Below are 19763 nucleotides of genomic sequence, written 5' to 3'. Positions count from 1 at the left end.
GACTAACGTAGATTCATGTCTCATATGGTTTCGTGTCTGAAATCCACTAAATTGCACCCCAATAATTATTTGCAGATCTGCGTTAATTTGTTGCATGCCCTTTTCTGAACAAAAACAATTTTTTTCAGCTTTTTTAATACTTGCCTTAGGCGGGTTGTTGTTTTATGTATCGCAGCCATTGCTTCCGCGAAAGCTGTTTGCCGAATCGGACCCCGGAGCACATATTGTCATGGACAGCTTGATGCTCCAGGCCATGAGTGAGCAGGAACAAGATTCAGCGATCATTGAAGTAGCTGTGCCTGTTGTATCATCAGATACGATCTCCAAACCCAAAGAAAGTGTGGTGAAAGCAACATCTGCCGTACAGACACAATTGATCAACCTTCATGCTTTTGATTTCAATCTCAGCCATCCTGCCGATTCTACCGGAAAAGCAGTAATTCCTCAGCCTATTCCGTTGTCAGGCTATAAAGGCGTCAAATACTTGAGTAGTTTTTTTGAAAAACTCTATGCACTTGAAAACGGTAGTCAAGGTCAAGTGCGTATTGCCTATTATGGAGATTCCATGATCGATGGTGATTTAATCGTACAGGATTTCAGAAGCGCTATGCAGGATAGATTTGGGGGACGTGGTGTAGGCTTTGTTCCCATGGTATCAGAAAGTGCACGATCCAGGTATTCAGTAAAACACTATGCTAAGGGAAACTGGAAAGAACACAACTATATGGGAGGGCGGTCTGAAAGCATATCTTTTGGTGTCAATGGTGGTGTTTATTTTGCCAAAGACTCTACTGCGCAGGTAAAGTACCTTGCTAGCGGTATCAAGAATGCCTACCGTTTGAATAGTCCAAGATTGTTTTATGGACCAGGACGTCCAGATGCTAACCTTCAATTGCGTATAGACAAGGACACGTTGACCACTGACATTCCATTAAATGGTCCAGGCCTATTCAATTCAGTGAATCTTTCTTCTGACAATGTAAAAAGAGTAGAATTGGATTTTGCCCAGGCGCAGGATCTTCCTATTTATGGTATTGATTTTTCAAATGGCGTTGGAGTAGCGGTAGATGGTTTTTCCAACCGAGGCAACTCTGGTATGCCACTGGCTTTATTGAACCCACAGTTGATGAATGATTTTGATCAGGTACTGGGTTATGACCTAATTATCTTGCAGTTTGGTGCCAATGTGTTAAGCACCAAAGCCAATAGCTTCAATTGGTATGCTCGTAGAATGATTCGTGTGGTCGAACATCTACATCAAACCTTCCCTAAGGCCGCTATCTTAATATTAGGAACGGCTGACAAAGGCACTAAAAATGAACAGCAAGTGCGGACCGACTCAACCGTGGTACGCTTGCTCAGGTCTCAACAACAATACGCCGCCAATACCCAATCTGGTTTTTTGAGCCTTTTCCACTTGATGGGTGGACCCAATAGCATGCAGGTTTGGACAGACCACAAACTGGCCAATGCCGACTATACCCATTTTAGCCCACAAGGGTCCCGTAAAATAGGACGTTTGATCTTTCAGGAAATGATGTTGGGATATTCCGATTATGTCAAAGCCGAAAATCTTCGTCAAGAAGAGCGGAAGAAACAAGAACAACTCTTGCGTCAACAGGACAGCTTGAAACAATTAGAACTCCAACAATCTAACGATAGTTTGAAACCAAAGCCATGAGTAAGTATTGTTTGTACATATGGTTGTTGCTCTGTATATCTTCTTGGTGCCATGCTCAGCCTATTGAAGAAATCCAACTGAACCCCTTGTTGGTAGACCGCAGTTTTCAGCATATCCAAAACCCAGAAGTATTAAGGTCATTCTTCAATGAACTGGCCCTATTGCGATCAGGAAAGAAGAAAAAGCTCAACGTGGTTCAAATAGGTGACTCCCACGTGCAGGGCCCTTATTTTCCACAATATATCCGCCAAGGATTACAGGGCGAATTCGGCAATGCGGGCCGCGGATTCGTATTTCCCTATCGCGTTGCACAGACCAATGGTGCTGTAGATGTTAAATTCAAAGCTAGCGGAAATTGGGATGCCGTACGTAATGTCAAAAGTGATGGGAGCCACAATATCGGCCTCAGTGGCATTTCCTTGGAGACTACCGATCAGGACTTTCTCCTACAGATGAATATTTCTGATGAAATTGAAGTCACTCAAATCAAACTCATCACAGAACATCCAGAGCGTTTTGTGGTTTCAACTTCCAAAGGAAATAATGTCCTGCGAAAAGTAGCCTCAACACAAAATTATACCATCCAGTCTGGAGATTATTTGGGCCGTATTGCTTCAAAATTTAATACCAGTGTTAAGGAAATTCAGCGGGCCAATGCTATGACTTCTACCCGTATCAAAGCGGGTCAACAACTTAAAATCCCCCAGGCTAAAAAACAGACCCAAGCGGTATCAAAACAGTCTTTTATTGACTTGGAAAGATTGGAAACCGGGGTATTTACAATACCATCAGGAAGTAAGGAGCTTTACATCAGACCCGCACAACCCGCCTCCAGCTATACCTTGGATGGCATCTTGATAGATAACGGACAGCCAGGAATTGAATTTCATGCTATAGGTGTCAATGGGACAAAATTTGCCGATTACAACAAGTTCCCTAGGTTCTTTGATCAATTGTCCCAGCTGGAACCAGACCTCATCCTGATCTCTCTGGGAACCAATGAAAGTTTTTACCATAACTATTCTGAGGAACAACTCAAGAGGGACATGGATCAGTTCAACAGACATATGATCTCTAGAGGCTTAACGGGAAGTGTGCTTTTGACGAGTCCGCCGCCATCCATGAAACAACGAAAAAAGATCAATTCTAAGGCCACGGCCTATGCTTATGAAATGGGCGTTTTTGCCAACCTGAATTCCTGGGCATTTTACGACTTGCATGCCGTATCCCGTAGCAGTGATGCGATGCCAGATTGGTACGAGGCAGGACTCACTTCAACGGACAAGATCCATTTTTTGGAAAAGGGCTACCAATTGCAGGCCAGTTTGCTAGTGGAAGCATTGATTAAGGCGTATAAACAACAACAAAAATGATGGATTGGAATGCCCTGACGGACTGGCTGGCCTATGACCCGCAACGCCCGTTGTTGTTTAATAGCGCCGCTTTCCTATATCTATTCCTGAGCTTCTATTTGCTCTATATCCTGATGAAGGATCTGCGCCGTCTACGGGTGTTGTATGTGATCGCATTTTCTCTTTATTTCTACTACAAATGCAGCGGAATCTTCTTCCTACTGCTCATCTTTTCCTCTTTTGTGGATTACTACCTCTCAGAGGCTATTTATAAAAGCAACAATCATCGCTGGCGTACTTTACTATTGGTAGCCTCCTGTATAATTAATTTGGGACTACTCGCTTATTTTAAATACACTGGATTCCTGGCCGATAATTTTAATTCAATTTTTAATGGCGACTTGAGTTTTGGTAACATATTCCTTCCGGTGGGAATATCCTTTTACACTTTTCAAACCATGTCCTACACCATAGATATCTACAGGCGCGAGTTGAAACCCGCTAGAAATCTACTCGATTTTATGTTTTTTGTGTCGTTTTTTCCGCAACTGGTAGCCGGTCCGATCGTAAGGGCCAGAGATTTTATTCCGCAAATCTACGAACGACTAAGCTTGACCAAAATCGAATTGAGTAAAGCCATGTTTCTGATCATTGGCGGTCTGCTCAAAAAGGCAGTGATCTCAGATTTTATCAGTGTAAATTTTGTGGATCGGGTATTTGATTTTCCAGACAATTATTCTGCTTTTGAAAACCTCCTTGCGGTTTACGGATATACACTTCAGATCTATTGTGATTTCTCCGGCTATTCAGATATAGCGATTGGACTGGCGCTATTATTGGGATTTGAGCTACCTCCCAACTTTAGAACTCCTTATCAAAGTGCGAGTATTACCGAATTCTGGCGGCGCTGGCATATCTCTCTTTCCAGTTGGTTACGGGATTATCTATATATTTCCATGGGCGGGAATAGAAAAGGAAAAATACGCACCTATTTCAATTTGTTTATGACCATGTTGCTGGGCGGTTTATGGCATGGCGCCTCTTGGAAATTTGTACTTTGGGGAGGAATGCACGGTACTGTACTGGCGCTGGAAAAAGCTTTTGGTATTCCCCAATGGTCTGGCAAAAATTGGGGTCGGCGTTTATTAGGTGCATTAATCACTTTTCATTTTGTGGCTTTTTGCTGGATTTTCTTTCGGGCGGCAGACTTTCAAATCGCATTGAATGTCATCCAGAATGTAGGTAGTCTTGAATTTGCGCCTGCCGACTGGTGGAGCGTTTTAAAAGGCTATCAAAATGTGGCTATTTTGATGATTATTGGATTCTTATGGCATTTTATACCTGCCTCTATTCAGAAGCGACAGTTTGCATTTTTCCATCGACTGCCAATGGCTGGTAAGGTTATGGTTTTTGCCGCTGTGATCTGGCTGATCAGTGCGACTGCCAGTAGTGAGGTTCAACCTTTTATTTACTTCCAGTTTTAAGTTTACATCCATCCCGGAACTGGATCTTACCATTCTATATAAGGAAGAGATCACTCCACGCCTGAAAAGCTGGAACTTCTATTTTCTGGCGATCCATTGAGCAGGGTCCACAGTATCTGAGTCTTCCATCAACACAAACTTCAGCTCCGTTTCACCAGAATTAGAAGTAAATATCTCACCAATCACATCTTTGGTTTGTACACGATCACCTTTTTGTACAGCAACTAATTTAAGATTGTCGTAAACTGAGGTAAAATTACCGTGACGCACATGTACGGCGAGGATACCGTATTTGCTTTTGGTAATCTGCACCACTTCTCCTTCAAAGATGGCTCTGGCCTGCGCTCCGGCTGGTGTTTGTAGCCTCAATCCATTGGAAACAATAGTCGCGGTGCGTACTACTGGGTGTGGCTGACGCCCGTATTTTCTGGACACAAATCCTTCTGCAACTGGCCAGGGCAACTTGCCTTTATTACTTTTAAAATTGTTCGCTAAAATTTTGGCTTCCGGTGTCAGAAAGAATTTTCCAGCCACCGCGCCGGCCTTGCCTTTGTTACTGGCCTTAATATCTGCAGCAATCAAATTACGCAACTCCCGATCTATCCTGTTACGTTCATTGGCTTTTTCTCTGATATCAGCCGCATATTTCTTCTCATTGGCCTGAACGACTGCCAGCAGATTTTCCTGTTCGACTTTGTCTTTCTTCAGGGCTTCCCGCTGCTTGCGGTTCAGTGCCAAAACTTCTTCCTTTTGTTTTTTTTCTTGCTCCAGCGCCAGGGTTTTTTCTTGAAGCAGCTCAGACTTCAGCTCAATCTCATCGGCTTGCTTCTTGCGATAATCTGCATAAGATTTAAGGTATTGCACCCGCTTATACGCTTGAAGAAAGCTTTCCGAACTCAGCAGAAACATCAGTCGGCTTTGTTCGTTTTTTGATTTATAGGCCTTGACGATCATTTCGGCATATTCGGCCTTGAGCAGCTTTAACTCGGCTTCCAACTGATCAATTTGGGTTTTGTTTTCCTTGATGTTCCTGGTGATCAGATTGGCCTGCCGGTTGGTCAGCGTGATAATTTCTTGGGTTCTAGCGATTTTGCGATCAATGGTTTCTACCAGCAGTACCATGGTTTTTTCTTCCTTACGCACATCCCGCAAGAGCCGATCAAACTGATTGATCTCACGCTGTATTTCGGCCTTTCTTTCTTCCAGTTTGGCCTTTTCAGATTGCGCTTTCGCGAAAGCGAAACAACACAGCAACAATAAAGTAATCCAAAAGTGTCTTTTCATCTACAGCTCAAATTGTCGGTATCCCGAAGGCATTTCGAAAGGAAAGCTCAACTCCTCGTCAAAGGAGACTCCCTTAAATTCCATCTCAACCTTGTTGTTGCGTTTGCCTTTTATCGCACTGATCATCACTTCACTGGGTAAAATTCTATCCTGAACGATTTGGTATTCTGGGTAGCGCACTGTGAGAAAATCTCCTTCCTTAGGTTGGGTGACAGTTTGTTCAGCCACCTTGAAATCGCTGGGTCTTAATTTGAAAATTTTGGTGACTACATCCTCAGTTTTAAATTGGTATTGGTTGTCGGCGATCATAAATTCTTTCCCTTGGAGTGACTCCACCGCCTGACCCAACAATAGATCCTCCAATTGATCAAAAGTAATTTCCTCTCCTAAGAACTCACTGATCAAGCTGAAGTCTCCATCAAAGGAGCGTTTATTGAGCTTTTCATAGAATTGGACCCGATCTGGTGTGATATAAACCTTGGCTGCTGTGATCCCAAATAGTCCTGCACTCATCCAGATTTGTTTGCCTTTTTCCATACGCAGTTGGACGGTAAATGAGCGTTTTGAACTACCGTTGTCATAACTGGTCCCCAATCTGGCTTTTAAGGTTTTAAAATCGATCCTGGCTGCCTCATGGGCATTGATGACTTTAGATCTTTTGGCCGTTGCCATGGCTTCATTGGCGGCGCGCTGCTTCCCTCCACAGCCGGCTAGCAACAAACAAAGACAAAAAATAAGGGGTGATATATATCTCATTGTATTTTTTTGGACAACTCTGCTACTTTAGAACGCATTTTTGCTGCTTTAGTTGTGTTGCCCAATTGATCGTGACTCACGGCCAGTTGTTGGTAGATATCACTCTCTAGCTTAGGCTCATCCAGCAGGAAGCTCAATCCCATTTCCAATTGGTCGATGGCTTTTTGGGCTTGGCCCAATTGGTTATGAGCCACACCACTGAGCAAGTACAGCAAAGCTTGGGCAGGAAATACGTCCAGAGCCTCTTCAGTGCGATCCACAGCATTTTGGTAATCCTTGATATCGATGGAGAGCAAAATGATGTTCTTAATAAGCTCGTAATTCTTGGGGGCCTCTTCCAGACCCTTCTCATAGAAAGTAATAGCTTGTTGAGGCTGTTTTTGGCTCAAGTAAAAATCCCCTAGAATCTGATAGGTGCGAACGTCCTCTACTTCGTCAGCAAAGTCATCAATGGCCTCTTCTATTCGACCAGCTACGGTTGGATCTGTGGAGCCAGTTTTGATAAAATCTTGTAGCACGTTGGTTTTGGTCTCCAGGTCAAACTCGCTACTTCCAAAAACCCGCTCCATAGAAGTCACAGCTTTTTCAATTTCTCCCTGGTCCAGATAAATTTTGTACAGCGCCAGATGTACCTTGTCACTACTGGGTAAAGCCGTTTCCATGGCTTGGGCTGTGGCAACAACTTCATCGGTTTTGCCTTGCTGGCTGTAGATATACAATAGATTCACATAGGCTTGCTCGTCCTGTGGATTATCGGCTATGCGTTGTTGTAACTGATCGATCGAACTACTTTCCCGTTCGTTCTGACGGCTGCGTGCTGCGATCTGTCGTTGAATATAATTACGTCTAGGATCCTCGCCCAATCTGTCGTCCAGCTTTTGTATCATGGCAACGGCATCGTCAAACCTCTCCAATCTGAAGTATTGAAAAGGCAAGAGCTCTTCATAATTCTCATTCTGGGCTGCCAATTGCTCGAGCACTATAATAGATCGTTCATAATCCTGCTGCTGGTCATAGATATCATAAAGGGTTTCCAGTAGAGGCTCCTTTTGACCTTCCAATTGGACGGCTTTTTTGAGATAATCCTCAGCTTGCTGGAAGTTGCGGTCCATCAAATGGTTTTTGGCCAGCTCAAATTGAATGGCTCCAGAATTGGGTTGAATTCTGTCACAAACCTTTAAGTAAGCGATGGCTTTGTCATGATTGCCAATAGCTTTAGCGGCCAACGCGTCAAAAAAGTTTTCCTTGAATTCATCCGAAACATTCCCCAGATCATCCTGGCTCACCTCCTCGGCGGCCACCTCTTCTTGGGCAAAGAGAGGCAGGCTCCAACAAAGGGAGAAAAACAAGATCAAATGGCAAAACCTTTTCATGGCAATGGATTTTCAAAGACTATTCCATTTTACTGTAGTCTCCGATACTAATTTTGGTAAATTTCCCATCATAGTGCACGTGGTTACCTATCATGGCTTCGTCTAAGGTAGCGTTTTTTACAAGAGTATCTTGCTGGATGAGCGAATTTGATATAGTGACATTGTCCAGTTGGCTACCTGCGCCAATGGAGACATAAGGGCCCACGGTGCTATCTTTGATGATCACACTGGGGTCAATTACACAAGGAGGTATGATCTTGGAATTGATCAATTTTGGTTCAGTATCCAACTCGCTACTACCATCCTGCGCCATAAATTCCATGATGCGCTGATTGGTTTCAATCGCCACGTTTTTATTCCCACAATCCATCCATTCATCAACCGTTCCGGTTTTAAAGATCTTATCATCGGCCATCATCCGTTTGATTCCATCATTGATCTGGTATTCCCCACCATTGATGATCTCGTTGTCGATCACGTATTGTAGTTCGCGTTTTAGATGACCAATTTCTTTAAAATAGTAGATACCGATGACTGCTTGATCAGAAACAAAAGTAGCTGGTTTTTCTACCAGTTCGATAATCTCATTATTGTCGTTCAGCTTAACCACACCATAAGCCTCGGGATGCTCCACCTGTTTGGTCCAGATCACTGCATCTGCCTCGGGATCCAATTGGAAATCGGCACGGATCAATGTGTCTGCATAAGCTACAACCGCCGGCCCAGAAAGTGAGGGCTCTGCACACATAATCGCATGTCCTGTTCCCAAAGGATTAAGTTGGCGATAGATACTGGCCTTTGCTCCCAATCCATGAGCCAACGCTTTAAGACTACTTACTACATACTCCCCAAAAAAGGCAGGATCTCCCAATATAAAGGCGATCTCTTCAATAGGTTCGTTGAGGATACGGGCTATATCAGTGACCAATCTGTGCACAATAGGTTGATTGGCAATAGGGATCAAAGGTTTTGGCACGGTAAGCGAATGAGGTCTCAAACGCGAGCCACGACCGGCCATAGGTACGATTATCTTCATAAGTTGGGTTCCCTGATCAGGAAATATTTAATGCACGGCTATCTACGGCCGTCAAGGATTGAAACTGCACTGCAAAGTTAAAAAACTGATCAGTGTTTTATCTTATAGAAAGCTTATTCTTTCTCTTCTGAGGTTTCCTGAAATTTGATATTGTGTTTTTCGGCCAGGGCCAAAAATTCCTCCAGTTGATCCCTGTTTTGCATTTCTACATACAATGATTTTAGCATTCTGATTGCGTCTTGGGAATAAGGAGAGTTGCTTTCCACATACATATTATAGGCGATCATCATGTTGTCAGCAGCCATAGCGAATTTACCTAGCGCGCCAGCCGTTTGTCCAATACCGTAATAGCCCTCGGCATCGTCTGGGTAATATTTGATCAAGTCTTCATAAACTTCCAGAGCCTTTTCATATTCCTCCAATAATCGATAAGCTACTGGTAGATTCTGCAATGGCATCTTTCCTTTGGGATCAATACGCAAGGATTTTTTATAGTTCTTAACTGCTTGCTTAAAGTCGCCCATTTGTCTGTGGGTGATCCCGATCATATCCCAGGCAAATGCAAATTTTCTATCGGCGTCTACTGCCCTTTCAAAAAGATCCAATGCTTGAGGAAATTTACCTTCCGAATAGGCATCAAGTCCTTTTTTGTAATAGATTTTTGCTGCTTCATCATCACTCATGGAATGCTTGCTCGATTTGACATCGTCAATCATTAGTTTCTTTAAAGCGTTACAATTATCCAGTAATTCACGTTCCAGATCTTCATATCCTTCTGTAGGATCTAAATTGATGTTGATATTTTTTTTAACCGTCACGCTATCTTTATCCTTGGTGTTGTTGATAAGACTGTCGATGGCAAAATCCTTATTGAACAAGAGTTTGGACTTTAGTTGTTCTGCCATGATAGCACTCTTTAAACAAGTACTTACTTCTTCATAGCGCTCGTCTTGTGAGGCACTGCTGTCAATCTCTTCAATACAATTGCAAGCCGTATCATACAGCTCCTGGTTTTTGATAGATTCTTGTGCATAGGCATGACCCAGGAACATCAGGGCCAAAAGGAAAAAATAATTTTTCATTGGTTGGTTTTTTTATGGATGTATTATTTAGTGCCCGTACTCCCAAAACCACCAGCACCACGGTCGGTAGTAGAGAGCTCTTCTACCTTATGCCATACGGCACGCTCGTGCTTGGCGATCACTAGTTGGGCAATACGCTCACCGTTTTCAATCTTAAATTCTTCTTGAGATAAATTGATCAAAATCACCCCTATTTCTCCCCTATAATCGGCATCGATAGTGCCTGGTGCATTGAGTACGGTGATACCTTTTTTGGCCGCAAGACCGCTTCTGGGACGCACTTGCGCCTCATAACCCACTGGAAGTTCAATAAAAAGGCCTGTTTTTATAATCTGCCTTTCCAAGGGTTGTAAAGTAACCGGCACTTCCAGTTCGGCGCGCAAGTCCATTCCTGCACTGGCACCAGTTTCATAGTGAGGTAAGGCATGTGAGGATTTGTTGATGATTTTTATAGTCATTTCTTAGATAAAATTTTCTGGATGAGTGCGCTTTCGCGAAAGCTAACCAAAGCCACAACAATCAAGGTCAATAAACTTCCTACAAGATAAGTCGGCCAACTCTGAATTCCCAATTCCGCCCTCACCACGTAGAAAAAGAAAAGCGAAAACAGTATGGAAACACCCAAATATAGCGAGATATCCATGATTTGATAGGGAATGGGCATATGACGACGGCCCAATATATAGGATACAACCATCATCAGTCCATAAGCGGCACAAGTAGCATAAGCACTGGCCATATATCCAATGTGAGGAATCAAAAGGACATTTACAAATATCGTCAGCGCTGCTGCGGTTAGAGATATATAGGCGCCATACCGGGTCTTATCCTGAATTTTGTACCACACGGACAAGGTCTGGTAAATTCCAGAGAAAAAGTAGGCAATCAATACCAAAGGCACAACTTCCATCGCAGTTTCAAAACCAGGTTCAATGATCAAGGGCCTGATCGCATCGACCAAAACTACATATACCATTAGTGCGATAGCTCCCAGTGCCACAAAGGCTTTGGTGATCAAGGCGTATTGTTGGGGTGCATTTTTATCTTGGGATTGACTGAAGAAAAAAGGTTCTACACCCAACCTAAAAGCTTGAGCATACAAGGTCATACCCACTGCCAAACGGTAACCGGCCGTATAAACACCAACCACCGACTCTGCTTGGTCTTCGTCCATCGGTAGAAATTGTTGAAGCAGAATTTTGTCTATTGTTTCATTGATCGCAAAGGCTAATCCTGACAGCAAAATCGGCCAACCGTAAGTCAGCATGTTTTTCCATAGTTGTTTATCAATCGTCCAGGTTATAAAATACGGACGCATGACCATCAAAAAGGTGAATAGGTTGGCAGTAAGAAAAGCTATAAAAAAGAGTTGTATCCGATCCGTAGGCAAATATTCCTGCCAGGCAGGAAATTGGGGCAGCACAGTAAAGAACAAAAGGGTACAACCAACCGTAATCACCACATTGAACAATTTGATCAAAGCGTAGTTAACAGACTTCCCGCGGGCTCGCAGGTAGGCAAACGGGATCACCATCAAGGTATCGACAGCGATAATGCCAATCACCCATTTCCAATAATCTGCCGACAAATCCGTAAGCAGTTCAATGGGTTCCAGCAGCAAATAAGCCGATGCAGTAAAAACCGCAGTGGTGACCAAAAGGGAAACCAGCGCTGTACCTAAAGTTTTAACTTTGGTTGAAGCGTCATTGTAAAACCTGAAAAAGGCGGTTTCCATGCCGTAGGTCAGGATCACATTGGCAAAAATGATATAGGAAAAAATGATAGAAACCTCCCCAAACTCTACCGTTCCTGGTAGGTATTCAGTCAACAGTCTGGTCAGCAGCACGGTGAGTAGTCGCGGCAGTACCGTCGCCAGCCCATAGATAAAGGTGTGTTGGAATAATCTTTTGATGGTCGCCAATGCCTAATGACTTAGTTCAGCCAAAAATACGATTCTAGTGGTTATCCAACATCTGGACTTGAAAAAGAATGCGTGTACTCATTTCTCTGGACGCATTTCCGGGTAGGCAATGGGTTCCTTATACTCGATTCCAGTTACTTTGATATATTCGCTTTTTCCATCGCGTTTGACCTCTACCACCGCTTCATCATCCTCCAGCGGAAAAGGGAAATCCAAGGCTTCGGGTGGGGTGTTTTGCATTTCTTTTTGTTGGTCGATATCCATCACCAAATCCTTATTGATTGGTTGGTTGAACCGAGTCACGGTCATGTTTTTGATGTTGTTGGTAAAACGCAATTGGGTACTGGTCATATTCCTAAAATACACCGCTTGAAGCTCGGCGTTGAGTATAAGGCTAGCAGGCAGGTAAAGATCTATTCCGCTGCCGGAGCCTGGAGCACCGCCCAACCATTCTTGGGCATAAGGACGTTCATTCAGATTATAGTTTTCCGCTTTCTTGGTAGCAGAAATTTTTTGGGAATTACAGGAAATTAAGGCCAAACAGGCCAAAGCAATTAGGTATTTCATAATATCTATAACTTCATTTTTAAATGCGTAGCAAATCCTCTGCCATTTCATTAACTAGAGCCGGTTGAGGATAGTAGCTGCTTGCACCAGTTCTTCATCTTCTTTGGCAAAACAAAACCTCAACATTTTGGGGTCATTTCCATCCATAAAAACAGAAATGGGGATGCCGGCTATCTTATGATCCCTTGTCAGACGTTTAGCAAAATCCACATCACCTTCCTCACTGATCGCAGAATAATCTAACAATTGAAAATAAGATCCGTGTGTTGGCACGTATTTGAATCGGCTTTCATTGATCAAATTAAGAAACAAATCCCGTTTGCGCTGGTAATATTTTCCCAATTCGGTATACCGCTCAGGTTGTTTCAGGTACTGGGCAATAGCTTGTTGCACGGGACGGTTGACGCAATAGACCACATATTGATGTACCTTAAAAAATTCTTGCATCATGGCTTTCGGCGCCAAGCAATAACCCATTTTCCATCCGGTTACGTGAAAAGTCTTACCAAAACTTCCAGTGACAAAACTACGCTCTCGTAAACCCTCAAAAGCTGCTGCACTATAATGTGTACGGCCGTCAAAAGCAATGTATTCATATACCTCATCGCTCAACACATAAAGCTGGTGCCGGAGTACGATTTCCTGCAAGGCGAGCATATCTTGTTGGGTCAACATATTACCACTGGGGTTGTGGGGCGAATTGATAATGATCATGCGGGTGCGATCAGACACTTGACGTTCCACTTGCTCCCAATCGATGGTAAATTCAGGTACTTGCATGGGTATGGCAATCACCTTACCACCGGCCAGTTCCACCGCTGGCGCATAGCAATCGTAAGCTGGGGTAAACAAAATAACTTCGTCGCCTTGATGCACGGTAGCCTGTATTGCACTGAAGATGCCTTGAGTCGCTCCAGCCGTGAGACAAATCTCTGTATCTGGATCATAAAAGGCACCGTGCTGTTCCTGGGTCATCTGGGATAATTTGATCCGCAATTTTGGTAACCCAGCCATTGGGGCGTATTGGTTTTGGTCTTGTCCAATGGCTTCTTGATGAAGTGATTTAAGCACTGGGTCGACAGGAAAACTGGGGAATCCCTGAGATAGATTGAGCGCGTCATATTTTTGGGCAAGTCGACTCATAGTAGTAAATATGGAGTCGCTTACTTGGGGTAGTTTAGATTTGATCATATTGGAAAATACAAAACCTAAAGCTATCACCCGATCAAAAAGCCTTAAAAAGGAGCCTTTACACAATACATCTGTATTTTTCTACAGTTCGGTAGAACGAAGTTTTATTCACGGGCATTCCTCTTCATGTTTGTACCATCAAACCAAACATCATGAAAAATTTAGCCTTCTTTTTATTATTTTCTTTCAGTCTATTTTCCACTGCTCAGACCAAAATCACTGGTACAGTAATGGACTTCCAGGGCCAGCCTATCATGGGTGTCAATGTGTATCTTGAAGGAACCTATAATGGAACTACTACAGATCTGAATGGTGCCTTTTCTTTTCAAACTGAAGAAAACCCCACGGCCACCCTGATCGCCAGTTATATAGGCTATGAAGAATACAGCTTGCAAGCATCAGTAACTGAATTAAATGATTTGAAAATACGCTTACGCGAAAGCATGAATGCTTTAAACACCGTGATTTTAAGTGCAGGGAGTTTGAGCGCAGGAGACAGTTCTGAGGCCAGTGTTCTTAAGCCGCTCGATATTGTGACCACGGCCGGTGCCGTAGGCGATGTTTTAGGTGCTTTGCAAACTTTACCAGGCACGACCAATAATGCAGATGATGGCCGACTCTTTGTAAGAGGAGGTAGTGCAGATGAAACTCAAATTTTTATTGACGGTAGTCGGGTGTTCCGTCCATTTTTGCCTACCACTGGTAACATTCCTACCCGCGGGCGATTTTCTCCCTTTTTATTTGACGGAATTACATTCTCTACCGGCGGATACAGCGCAGAATATGGCGATGCCCTGTCTAGTGTATTGCTCTTAAACACCACCGATTTTCCCGTAGAGGAAAAAACTGATCTGGGTTTTATGAGTGTAGGGGGGAGTCTGGGGCACACAGAAATATGGGATAAAAACAGTGTAAGTGTAAATGCTACCTACTACAATTTAGCACCTTATAACGAGGTCATTCCGCAAAATAACCAGTTTGTGGATCCGTACGAACTATTAAGTGGTGAAGCGGTGTATAGAAGGGAATTGGATAAAGGTTTGTTCAAGGCTTACAGCGCTTATTCCTACAGTAATTTCAGTTTGATTCAAGAGGATATCAATATAGAAGATGGCTTCTTTTTTGGTCTGAGGAACCGTAATTATTATGGTAATTTGAATTATGATGGGCAATTGTCAGACAGCTGGAGTATCGACACTGGTATCAGCCTGGCCCATGACGGCAATGATTTAGGCATAGCAGAGAATCATATCGACGCCAGGGAAGATGCATTTCACGCCAAGTTAAAACTAAAGAAGCGCTACAATAACTACTTTAAATTAAATTTTGGCGCAGAGCAATTTCTTGTGGATTATGAAGAAAGCGGACGTTTTGATGGAAATAGGTTTACCTCTGGGATCGATTACGGTTTGACGGGCGCTTTCGCGGAAGCAGAAATATTTGCCTCCAAAAAAGTAGCCTTTAAAACAGGAGTAAGAGCGGATTACTACCAAGCTACAGATGCAATAAAGATTTCACCCAGACTCAGCGCCGCGTTCAGTCTAACAGATCATGCGCAAATCTCCCTGGCCTACGGAAATTTCTATCAGCAGGCCCAAAACAATATCCAACAGTATGCCCAGGATTTGGAAACAGAAAATGCGCAACATTATATCGCTAATTTTATGTACAAGAAAAGCAACCGCATGCTGCGTGCCGAGGCTTTTTATAAAAATTATGAGAACTTATTGACCTATGACACCGCGCGCCCAGGATTCCTGAGCGAATTTGATAATTCTGGTGAGGGTTATGCCGCTGGTCTGGACCTTTTTTGGAGGGACGAGCAATCTGTAAAAAACTTAGATTACTGGGTGAGCTATTCCTATCTAGACACCCAGAGGAAATTCCGTAATTTTCCAATAGAGGCCACGCCTAACTTTGCGGCCCAGCACAACTTAAGCCTGGTTGGGAAATATTGGATGGAAGACTGGAAATCTCAGCTGGGCATTACCTTTAACTACACCAGTGGGAGAAATTATACCAACGCCAATAAAGCTGGCTTCCTGAATGACAAAACCAAGTCTTTTCAGAGCCTGAACCTGAATTGGGCGTATTTAATTGACGATCAAAAAATACTTTTCCTATCGGTGACCAATGTGTTGGGAAGAGACAATATATTTAATTACCAGTATAGTAATACCCCAGATGTCAACGGGCAGTTTGACCGTAGGGCTATTGGCCAGGCTGCAGATCGTTTTATTTTTGTTGGATTTTTCTGGACTATAGGAGGTAACGACAACCAGTTGGATAATCTGTAAAAACCACTAAATATGAATGCCTCAGGTCAAGCAAAGAGACCGGTTAATTCAGCGTCGATACGGTTAATAATATTCCCCAAATCCTCAGGGTCATTGACAAAATCAATCTCATCCACATCGATGATCAAAAGATTACCCTTGTCATACCCATGGATCCAAGCCTCGTAACGCTCATTGAGCCTGCTCAGGTAGTCGATAGAGATACTGTTTTCATAATCACGCCCTCTTTTATGGATTTGCTTGACGAGATTGGGAATGGAACTGCGTAGGTAGATCAACAAATCCGGTGCCGCAACCAATTTTTCCATCAGGTCAAAAAGCGAACTATAATTATCAAAATCGCGTTGGGACAACAATCCCATGGCATGCAGGTTGGGAGCAAAAATATTAGCATCCTCATAAATGGTGCGGTCCTGAATTATTTTCTTGCCACTTTCTCTGATTTCCAATACTTGTCTGAATCTGCTGTTGAGGAAATAAACCTGAAGATTAAAGGACCAACGCTCCATATCTGTATAGAAATCCTCCAGATAAGGATTTTCTAATACGTCTTCAAATTGCGGAGTCCAGCGATAGTGTTTGGCCAGCAGTTTTGTGAGCGTGGTTTTACCAGCGCCTATGTTTCCAGCAACGGCTATATGCATGTTTACTTTTTATTCAGGTTCAGATCGTAAACGAGCACGCGTTTACCGCGCCAAAGATAAAGTTTTCCACCCTTTAGGTAAAGGCTTTTGATGGGGTTTTGTAGGTCTTGATCGGCTTGATTTGCAGAATTTAAATCTGAATTGCCCAGGCTGTTCAACGCAGGTCCTAGCGCCATTGAATCAAAGCGATAATCCTCGTTGAGTTTCCAAAGATGGAATCCGTCGTTATTTTTACCGACCAACGTACCAAAATCATAGCCAAGATGTTTAGGCTGGTCGAGTTCCAGGCTGGCGGTCTCGCTCCCATAAGTATTAAAAGTTTGCAGGTATCCATCACTCCAAACATGACAAAAGTTATAATCAGTCAACAAATTTTGGACATCATTTTTAAGTACCGGCGTATTGACCACCACGCGTTCCTGGATATAATCATAGAGTTGAATACGGTTTTGGTCCAAGTCGTGTAGCCATAGTCGGCGCTCCCCTGCCAGTCGGGCATGTTCAAAAAATCGGTAAGGTTCTAGTTCGTTGAGAATGATACGCTGGGTTTCATTCAAACGGTTATCTACAAGTACGACGGTTTGCGTATCCTTATAGAACAACAGTATTTTCAGCGGATTGATTAAGTCCACTTCGGTAAGATCACCCAACTGGACATCATAGAATTGTAAGCGTTGATCTGCCTGCTTTTTATAAAATACATTGTCCTTGCCATAGTATAAGGCATCAAAATCATCTACACCATAAAATGCGTCAGCTCTTAGTTCTACCGACGGTTTCTGGGCAATTCCCCAAACACAGCAGCACAACCCAAAAAGCAACAGATATTTTTTCATGGGAGTAAATTAAGCAAAAAGAAATCAGCGGGTGCTCTAGAATTTGGTCAGGGCATGATCAACTTATAGCCGTAACCGCGTACATTGACAATTTCAAGGCGTTCTTCCCTGGCGAGTTTCTTCCTGAGTTTGGTGATAAAGACATCCATGCTCCTTCCCGAAAAGAAATCATCATTGCCCCACAGCTTTTTGAGGATAAAAGTACGATCAAGTACTTTATTCTTTTTTAGCACCAGATGGTAAAGAAGATGAGCTTCTCTATGGGTCAGTTTTGTCACCTCGTCATCCTTGTAGATCAATTGTTGTTTGGGGAAATTGAATTTAAAGTCACCCAATTCATAGACAGCAGCCGTTTTTTGCACAGTTTGTCGGCTCAAAAGATTTTCAATGCGCACAATCAACTCCTCCATAGAAAACGGTTTTTTGAGGTAGTCGTTTCCTCCCACGTGAAAACCTTCCAATACATCTTCAGTTTGGGATTTGGCTGTCAAGAATATGATCGGCACTTCTTCATTTTCCAAGCGTACTTTTTTGGCGACTTCAAAACCATCCATTTGTGGCATCATTACGTCCAGCACCAAAATATCTGGTTGCTGTTCGTGAAAGGCATCCAGGGCCTCTGCGCCGTTTTCCCGATGTCTTACTTTGAATCCGCGGGTCTCCAGGCTTTCCTTAACGATCATACCTAATGCAGGTTCATCTTCTGCGAGGATAATATCAATTGTATCTTTATTCATTGGGCAGAGTGATTTTAAAAGTGGTTTTTGGTTGTACGGCTACAGAAATTGTACCGTTGTGTTTTTCGATGATGGATTTGGTATAGAACAACCCTATACCAAAACCTTTCACATCATGCCTGTTCCCTTTACCTACCCGATAGAACTTATCAAAAATAAGTCGGGCATCCTTGGCGCTTAATCCTGCTCCATTGTCTGTGACTTCAATGGAGGTCTGGTGACTCAATTTATTTACACTTACATGAATGAGCTCACCACCGTACTTAATGGCATTGTCCAGTAAATTATTGATGGCATTTTCAAGATGGAAGGCATCTGCGTTGATAATGATTTCGGGATGGCTGGTTGTCCATTGAATCTCTTTTTTGGTTTGGCTTTGCGACCGGGTAATAATGGCCTCGACCAAGTCCACCAATGCTACCTCGCTTTTTTGCAGCATGAGTTCGCGACTATCCAGTGTAGCGGTCTCTAGAATACGCTCTACCATGCCATTGAGTTTACTGAGCTGTTCCCTTCCCATGCTTAAATAGCGGGAGGTTTTATCCAAATCTCCGCTGTCGGTAAAACTCTGCACACCTTCCAGCGCGACACTGGCGGTAGCAATAGGCGTTTTAAATTCATGGGTGATGTTGGAAATCAAATCATTTTTCATCTCCCCCAGTGCTTTTTGTTTTCTGATGATCTGTAATAGGTAGAACAGACACAGCACTACACTCGCAATCAGCAGGCCACTCAATATGACGCCTGTTAGATTTCTATCAAAGATACTGCGCGACAAGCTATTATAATCAAGGCTCAGCTGCTTTCCCTTTCCTACCAATTCGCTTTGTGCTTTAATGCGTTTATTGCGCCCCATATTCATCGGGTTTTCAATATCCTTTTCGATAAGTTGGAGGCTATAATCCAATTTGATATCCCTGTTTTCTAACTTTCTGGAAAAAATGCTATCCAATTGTTCCAGGTTCATGGGTTCCTGAATGCTGAAAATCACCTTTGAGGTCAGTTCGCGAATAGTTTCATTCAGATTCTGACTATCTGAGAAAAAAGTTTGGGATTTGATTCCAGTAAAGTTGGGGGTAGGTTCTGGCTGGCTGATATCATAGTTAGGTAAATTCCATAAACCCTCCATAGGTTCGACCTCATTGAGGTCACTCATATCAGCTCCTCTGAAAATACGTATTTCAGAAATATCGCTGACATTCACATTATTGAGGTCAAAGCCCCTATATCCAGCTCTTTTGTTAATACTGTCCAGACGTTTAAAAAAAGTACTGAGTTCGCCCATGCGGTTGGTGGTCTCTTCTACAATGATACCGTACTGCTCAGTCTCGAGAAATTCGGTATAATATTCCTCCACACTCTGATCCAGGCTCACTTGCAATTCAGACAATAGTTGTTTCTCAGACTCTTGGAAATTCTTGTAATTCCAATAAATCTGCATGGCCAGAACGGCTGCGATGACCACACTGATCAGGACAAAAAGAAAATGATATTTTCTATCGTTCATAATACCAAAGGTCTA

At 43.1% G+C, this 19763-nt stretch carries 17 protein-coding genes; 4 read left to right on the top strand and 13 right to left on the bottom strand.

Annotated features, from left to right (window positions below):
• The first annotated feature begins 94 nt into the window (after nucleotides 1-94).
• The 3 genes from EGM47_RS02510 to EGM47_RS02500 are packed head-to-tail and all read left to right on the top strand — an operon-like array spanning nucleotide 95 to nucleotide 4517.
• Nucleotides 95-1681, top strand: coding sequence for an SGNH/GDSL hydrolase family protein (locus EGM47_RS02510; protein WP_124979185.1), 1587 nt, complete (start codon nucleotides 95-97; stop codon nucleotides 1679-1681).
• Nucleotides 1678-3054, top strand: a complete 1377-nt coding sequence (locus EGM47_RS02505) for a LysM peptidoglycan-binding domain-containing protein (protein ID WP_124979184.1) — start codon at nucleotides 1678-1680, stop codon at nucleotides 3052-3054. Before EGM47_RS02510 ends, EGM47_RS02505 begins: the two co-directional genes overlap by 4 nt.
• Nucleotides 3051-4517, top strand: coding sequence for an MBOAT family O-acyltransferase (locus tag EGM47_RS02500; protein ID WP_124979183.1), 1467 nt, complete (start codon nucleotides 3051-3053; stop codon nucleotides 4515-4517). The genes EGM47_RS02505 and EGM47_RS02500 overlap by 4 nt, the downstream gene beginning before the upstream one ends.
• A 78-nt stretch (nucleotides 4518-4595) precedes the next feature.
• Here EGM47_RS02500 and EGM47_RS02495 read toward each other — a convergent pair whose 3' ends face one another.
• The 9 genes from EGM47_RS02495 to EGM47_RS02455 form a co-directional block, all read right to left on the bottom strand.
• Nucleotides 4596-5801 (bottom strand): murein hydrolase activator EnvC family protein, encoded by a 1206-nt coding sequence (locus tag EGM47_RS02495; protein WP_124979182.1) that lies wholly within the window; start codon nucleotides 5799-5801, stop codon nucleotides 4596-4598.
• Entirely contained in the window at nucleotides 5802-6557 is a 756-nt protein-coding gene (locus EGM47_RS02490; protein WP_124979181.1) for a DUF4292 domain-containing protein, read from the bottom strand.
• Nucleotides 6554-7930, bottom strand: coding sequence for a tetratricopeptide repeat protein (locus tag EGM47_RS02485; RefSeq protein WP_124979180.1), 1377 nt, complete (start codon nucleotides 7928-7930; stop codon nucleotides 6554-6556). The genes EGM47_RS02490 and EGM47_RS02485 overlap by 4 nt, the downstream gene beginning before the upstream one ends.
• Before the next feature lie 19 nt (nucleotides 7931-7949).
• Nucleotides 7950-8966, bottom strand: a complete 1017-nt coding sequence (locus tag EGM47_RS02480; protein ID WP_124979179.1) for a sugar phosphate nucleotidyltransferase — start codon at nucleotides 8964-8966, stop codon at nucleotides 7950-7952.
• Nucleotides 8967-9079: 113 nt separating this feature from the next.
• A complete protein-coding gene (locus EGM47_RS02475; protein ID WP_124979178.1) occupies nucleotides 9080-10048 on the bottom strand; it encodes a tetratricopeptide repeat protein in 969 nt (322 codons plus the stop codon).
• Between the two features lie 23 nt (nucleotides 10049-10071).
• A complete protein-coding gene (gene dut, locus EGM47_RS02470; RefSeq protein ID WP_124979177.1) occupies nucleotides 10072-10506 on the bottom strand; it encodes a dUTP diphosphatase in 435 nt (144 codons plus the stop codon).
• The gene (locus tag EGM47_RS02465) at nucleotides 10503-11969 is read right to left on the bottom strand and encodes a lipopolysaccharide biosynthesis protein (protein WP_124979176.1); all 1467 of its coding nucleotides are present in this window, start codon (nucleotides 11967-11969) and stop codon (nucleotides 10503-10505) included. Before EGM47_RS02465 ends, dut begins: the two co-directional genes overlap by 4 nt.
• Before the next feature lie 78 nt (nucleotides 11970-12047).
• The gene (locus EGM47_RS02460; RefSeq protein ID WP_124979175.1) at nucleotides 12048-12536 is read right to left on the bottom strand and encodes a hypothetical protein; all 489 of its coding nucleotides are present in this window, start codon (nucleotides 12534-12536) and stop codon (nucleotides 12048-12050) included.
• Nucleotides 12537-12590: 54 nt separating this feature from the next.
• Entirely contained in the window at nucleotides 12591-13727 is a 1137-nt protein-coding gene (locus tag EGM47_RS02455; RefSeq protein ID WP_124979174.1) for a methionine aminotransferase, read from the bottom strand.
• Nucleotides 13728-13879: 152 nt separating this feature from the next.
• On the opposite strand from EGM47_RS02455, the gene EGM47_RS02450 reads away from it, so the two are divergent.
• A complete protein-coding gene (locus EGM47_RS02450) occupies nucleotides 13880-16024 on the top strand; it encodes a TonB-dependent receptor (protein WP_124979173.1) in 2145 nt (714 codons plus the stop codon).
• A 26-nt stretch (nucleotides 16025-16050) separates the two neighbouring features.
• On the opposite strand, the gene EGM47_RS02445 is transcribed toward EGM47_RS02450, so the two are convergent.
• From EGM47_RS02445 to EGM47_RS02430, 4 genes are read right to left on the bottom strand one after another with little or no spacing between them, the layout of a single operon-like run.
• Nucleotides 16051-16668 (bottom strand): deoxynucleoside kinase, encoded by a 618-nt coding sequence (locus tag EGM47_RS02445; RefSeq protein ID WP_124979172.1) that lies wholly within the window; start codon nucleotides 16666-16668, stop codon nucleotides 16051-16053.
• A 2-nt stretch (nucleotides 16669-16670) separates the two neighbouring features.
• On the bottom strand, nucleotides 16671-17504 hold the full coding sequence (locus tag EGM47_RS02440) for a hypothetical protein (protein WP_124979171.1): 834 nt from the start codon (nucleotides 17502-17504) through the stop codon (nucleotides 16671-16673).
• Nucleotides 17505-17551: 47 nt separating this feature from the next.
• Nucleotides 17552-18241 (bottom strand): response regulator transcription factor, encoded by a 690-nt coding sequence (locus EGM47_RS02435; RefSeq protein WP_124979170.1) that lies wholly within the window; start codon nucleotides 18239-18241, stop codon nucleotides 17552-17554.
• Complete coding sequence (locus EGM47_RS02430) at nucleotides 18234-19748, bottom strand: sensor histidine kinase (RefSeq protein WP_124979169.1); 1515 nt, start codon at nucleotides 19746-19748, stop codon at nucleotides 18234-18236. The genes EGM47_RS02435 and EGM47_RS02430 overlap by 8 nt, the downstream gene beginning before the upstream one ends.
• Nucleotides 19749-19763 lie beyond the last annotated feature (15 nt).

This window comes from Nonlabens xiamenensis (assembly GCF_003865345.1).
GTDB classification, from domain to species: domain Bacteria; phylum Bacteroidota; class Bacteroidia; order Flavobacteriales; family Flavobacteriaceae; genus Nonlabens; species Nonlabens xiamenensis.
The sequence above is the reverse complement of the archived record's forward strand: the minus strand, read 5'-3'. Positions and strand labels throughout refer to the sequence as shown.

Excerpts from the sequence above, each read along its gene's own strand:
- EGM47_RS02450 (WP_124979173.1), top strand. The coding sequence starts at position 13,880 with ATGAAAAATTTAGCCTTCTTTTTATTATTTTCTTTCAGTCTATTTTCC.
- EGM47_RS02510 (WP_124979185.1), top strand. The coding sequence starts at position 95 with ATGCCCTTTTCTGAACAAAAACAATTTTTTTCAGCTTTTTTAATACTT.
- EGM47_RS02455 (WP_124979174.1), bottom strand. The coding sequence starts at position 13,727 with ATGATCAAATCTAAACTACCCCAAGTAAGCGACTCCATATTTACTACT.
- EGM47_RS02490 (WP_124979181.1), bottom strand. The coding sequence starts at position 6,557 with ATGAGATATATATCACCCCTTATTTTTTGTCTTTGTTTGTTGCTAGCC.
- EGM47_RS02475 (WP_124979178.1), bottom strand. The coding sequence starts at position 10,048 with ATGAAAAATTATTTTTTCCTTTTGGCCCTGATGTTCCTGGGTCATGCC.
- dut (WP_124979177.1), bottom strand. The coding sequence starts at position 10,506 with ATGACTATAAAAATCATCAACAAATCCTCACATGCCTTACCTCACTAT.
- EGM47_RS02445 (WP_124979172.1), bottom strand. The coding sequence starts at position 16,668 with ATGCATATAGCCGTTGCTGGAAACATAGGCGCTGGTAAAACCACGCTC.
- EGM47_RS02495 (WP_124979182.1), bottom strand. The coding sequence starts at position 5,801 with ATGAAAAGACACTTTTGGATTACTTTATTGTTGCTGTGTTGTTTCGCT.
- EGM47_RS02460 (WP_124979175.1), bottom strand. The coding sequence starts at position 12,536 with ATGAAATACCTAATTGCTTTGGCCTGTTTGGCCTTAATTTCCTGTAAT.
- EGM47_RS02435 (WP_124979170.1), bottom strand. The coding sequence starts at position 18,241 with ATGAATAAAGATACAATTGATATTATCCTCGCAGAAGATGAACCTGCA.
- EGM47_RS02430 (WP_124979169.1), bottom strand. The coding sequence starts at position 19,748 with ATGAACGATAGAAAATATCATTTTCTTTTTGTCCTGATCAGTGTGGTC.
- EGM47_RS02440 (WP_124979171.1), bottom strand. The coding sequence starts at position 17,504 with ATGAAAAAATATCTGTTGCTTTTTGGGTTGTGCTGCTGTGTTTGGGGA.
- EGM47_RS02500 (WP_124979183.1), top strand. The coding sequence starts at position 3,051 with ATGATGGATTGGAATGCCCTGACGGACTGGCTGGCCTATGACCCGCAA.
- EGM47_RS02485 (WP_124979180.1), bottom strand. The coding sequence starts at position 7,930 with ATGAAAAGGTTTTGCCATTTGATCTTGTTTTTCTCCCTTTGTTGGAGC.
- EGM47_RS02505 (WP_124979184.1), top strand. The coding sequence starts at position 1,678 with ATGAGTAAGTATTGTTTGTACATATGGTTGTTGCTCTGTATATCTTCT.
- EGM47_RS02480 (WP_124979179.1), bottom strand. The coding sequence starts at position 8,966 with ATGAAGATAATCGTACCTATGGCCGGTCGTGGCTCGCGTTTGAGACCT.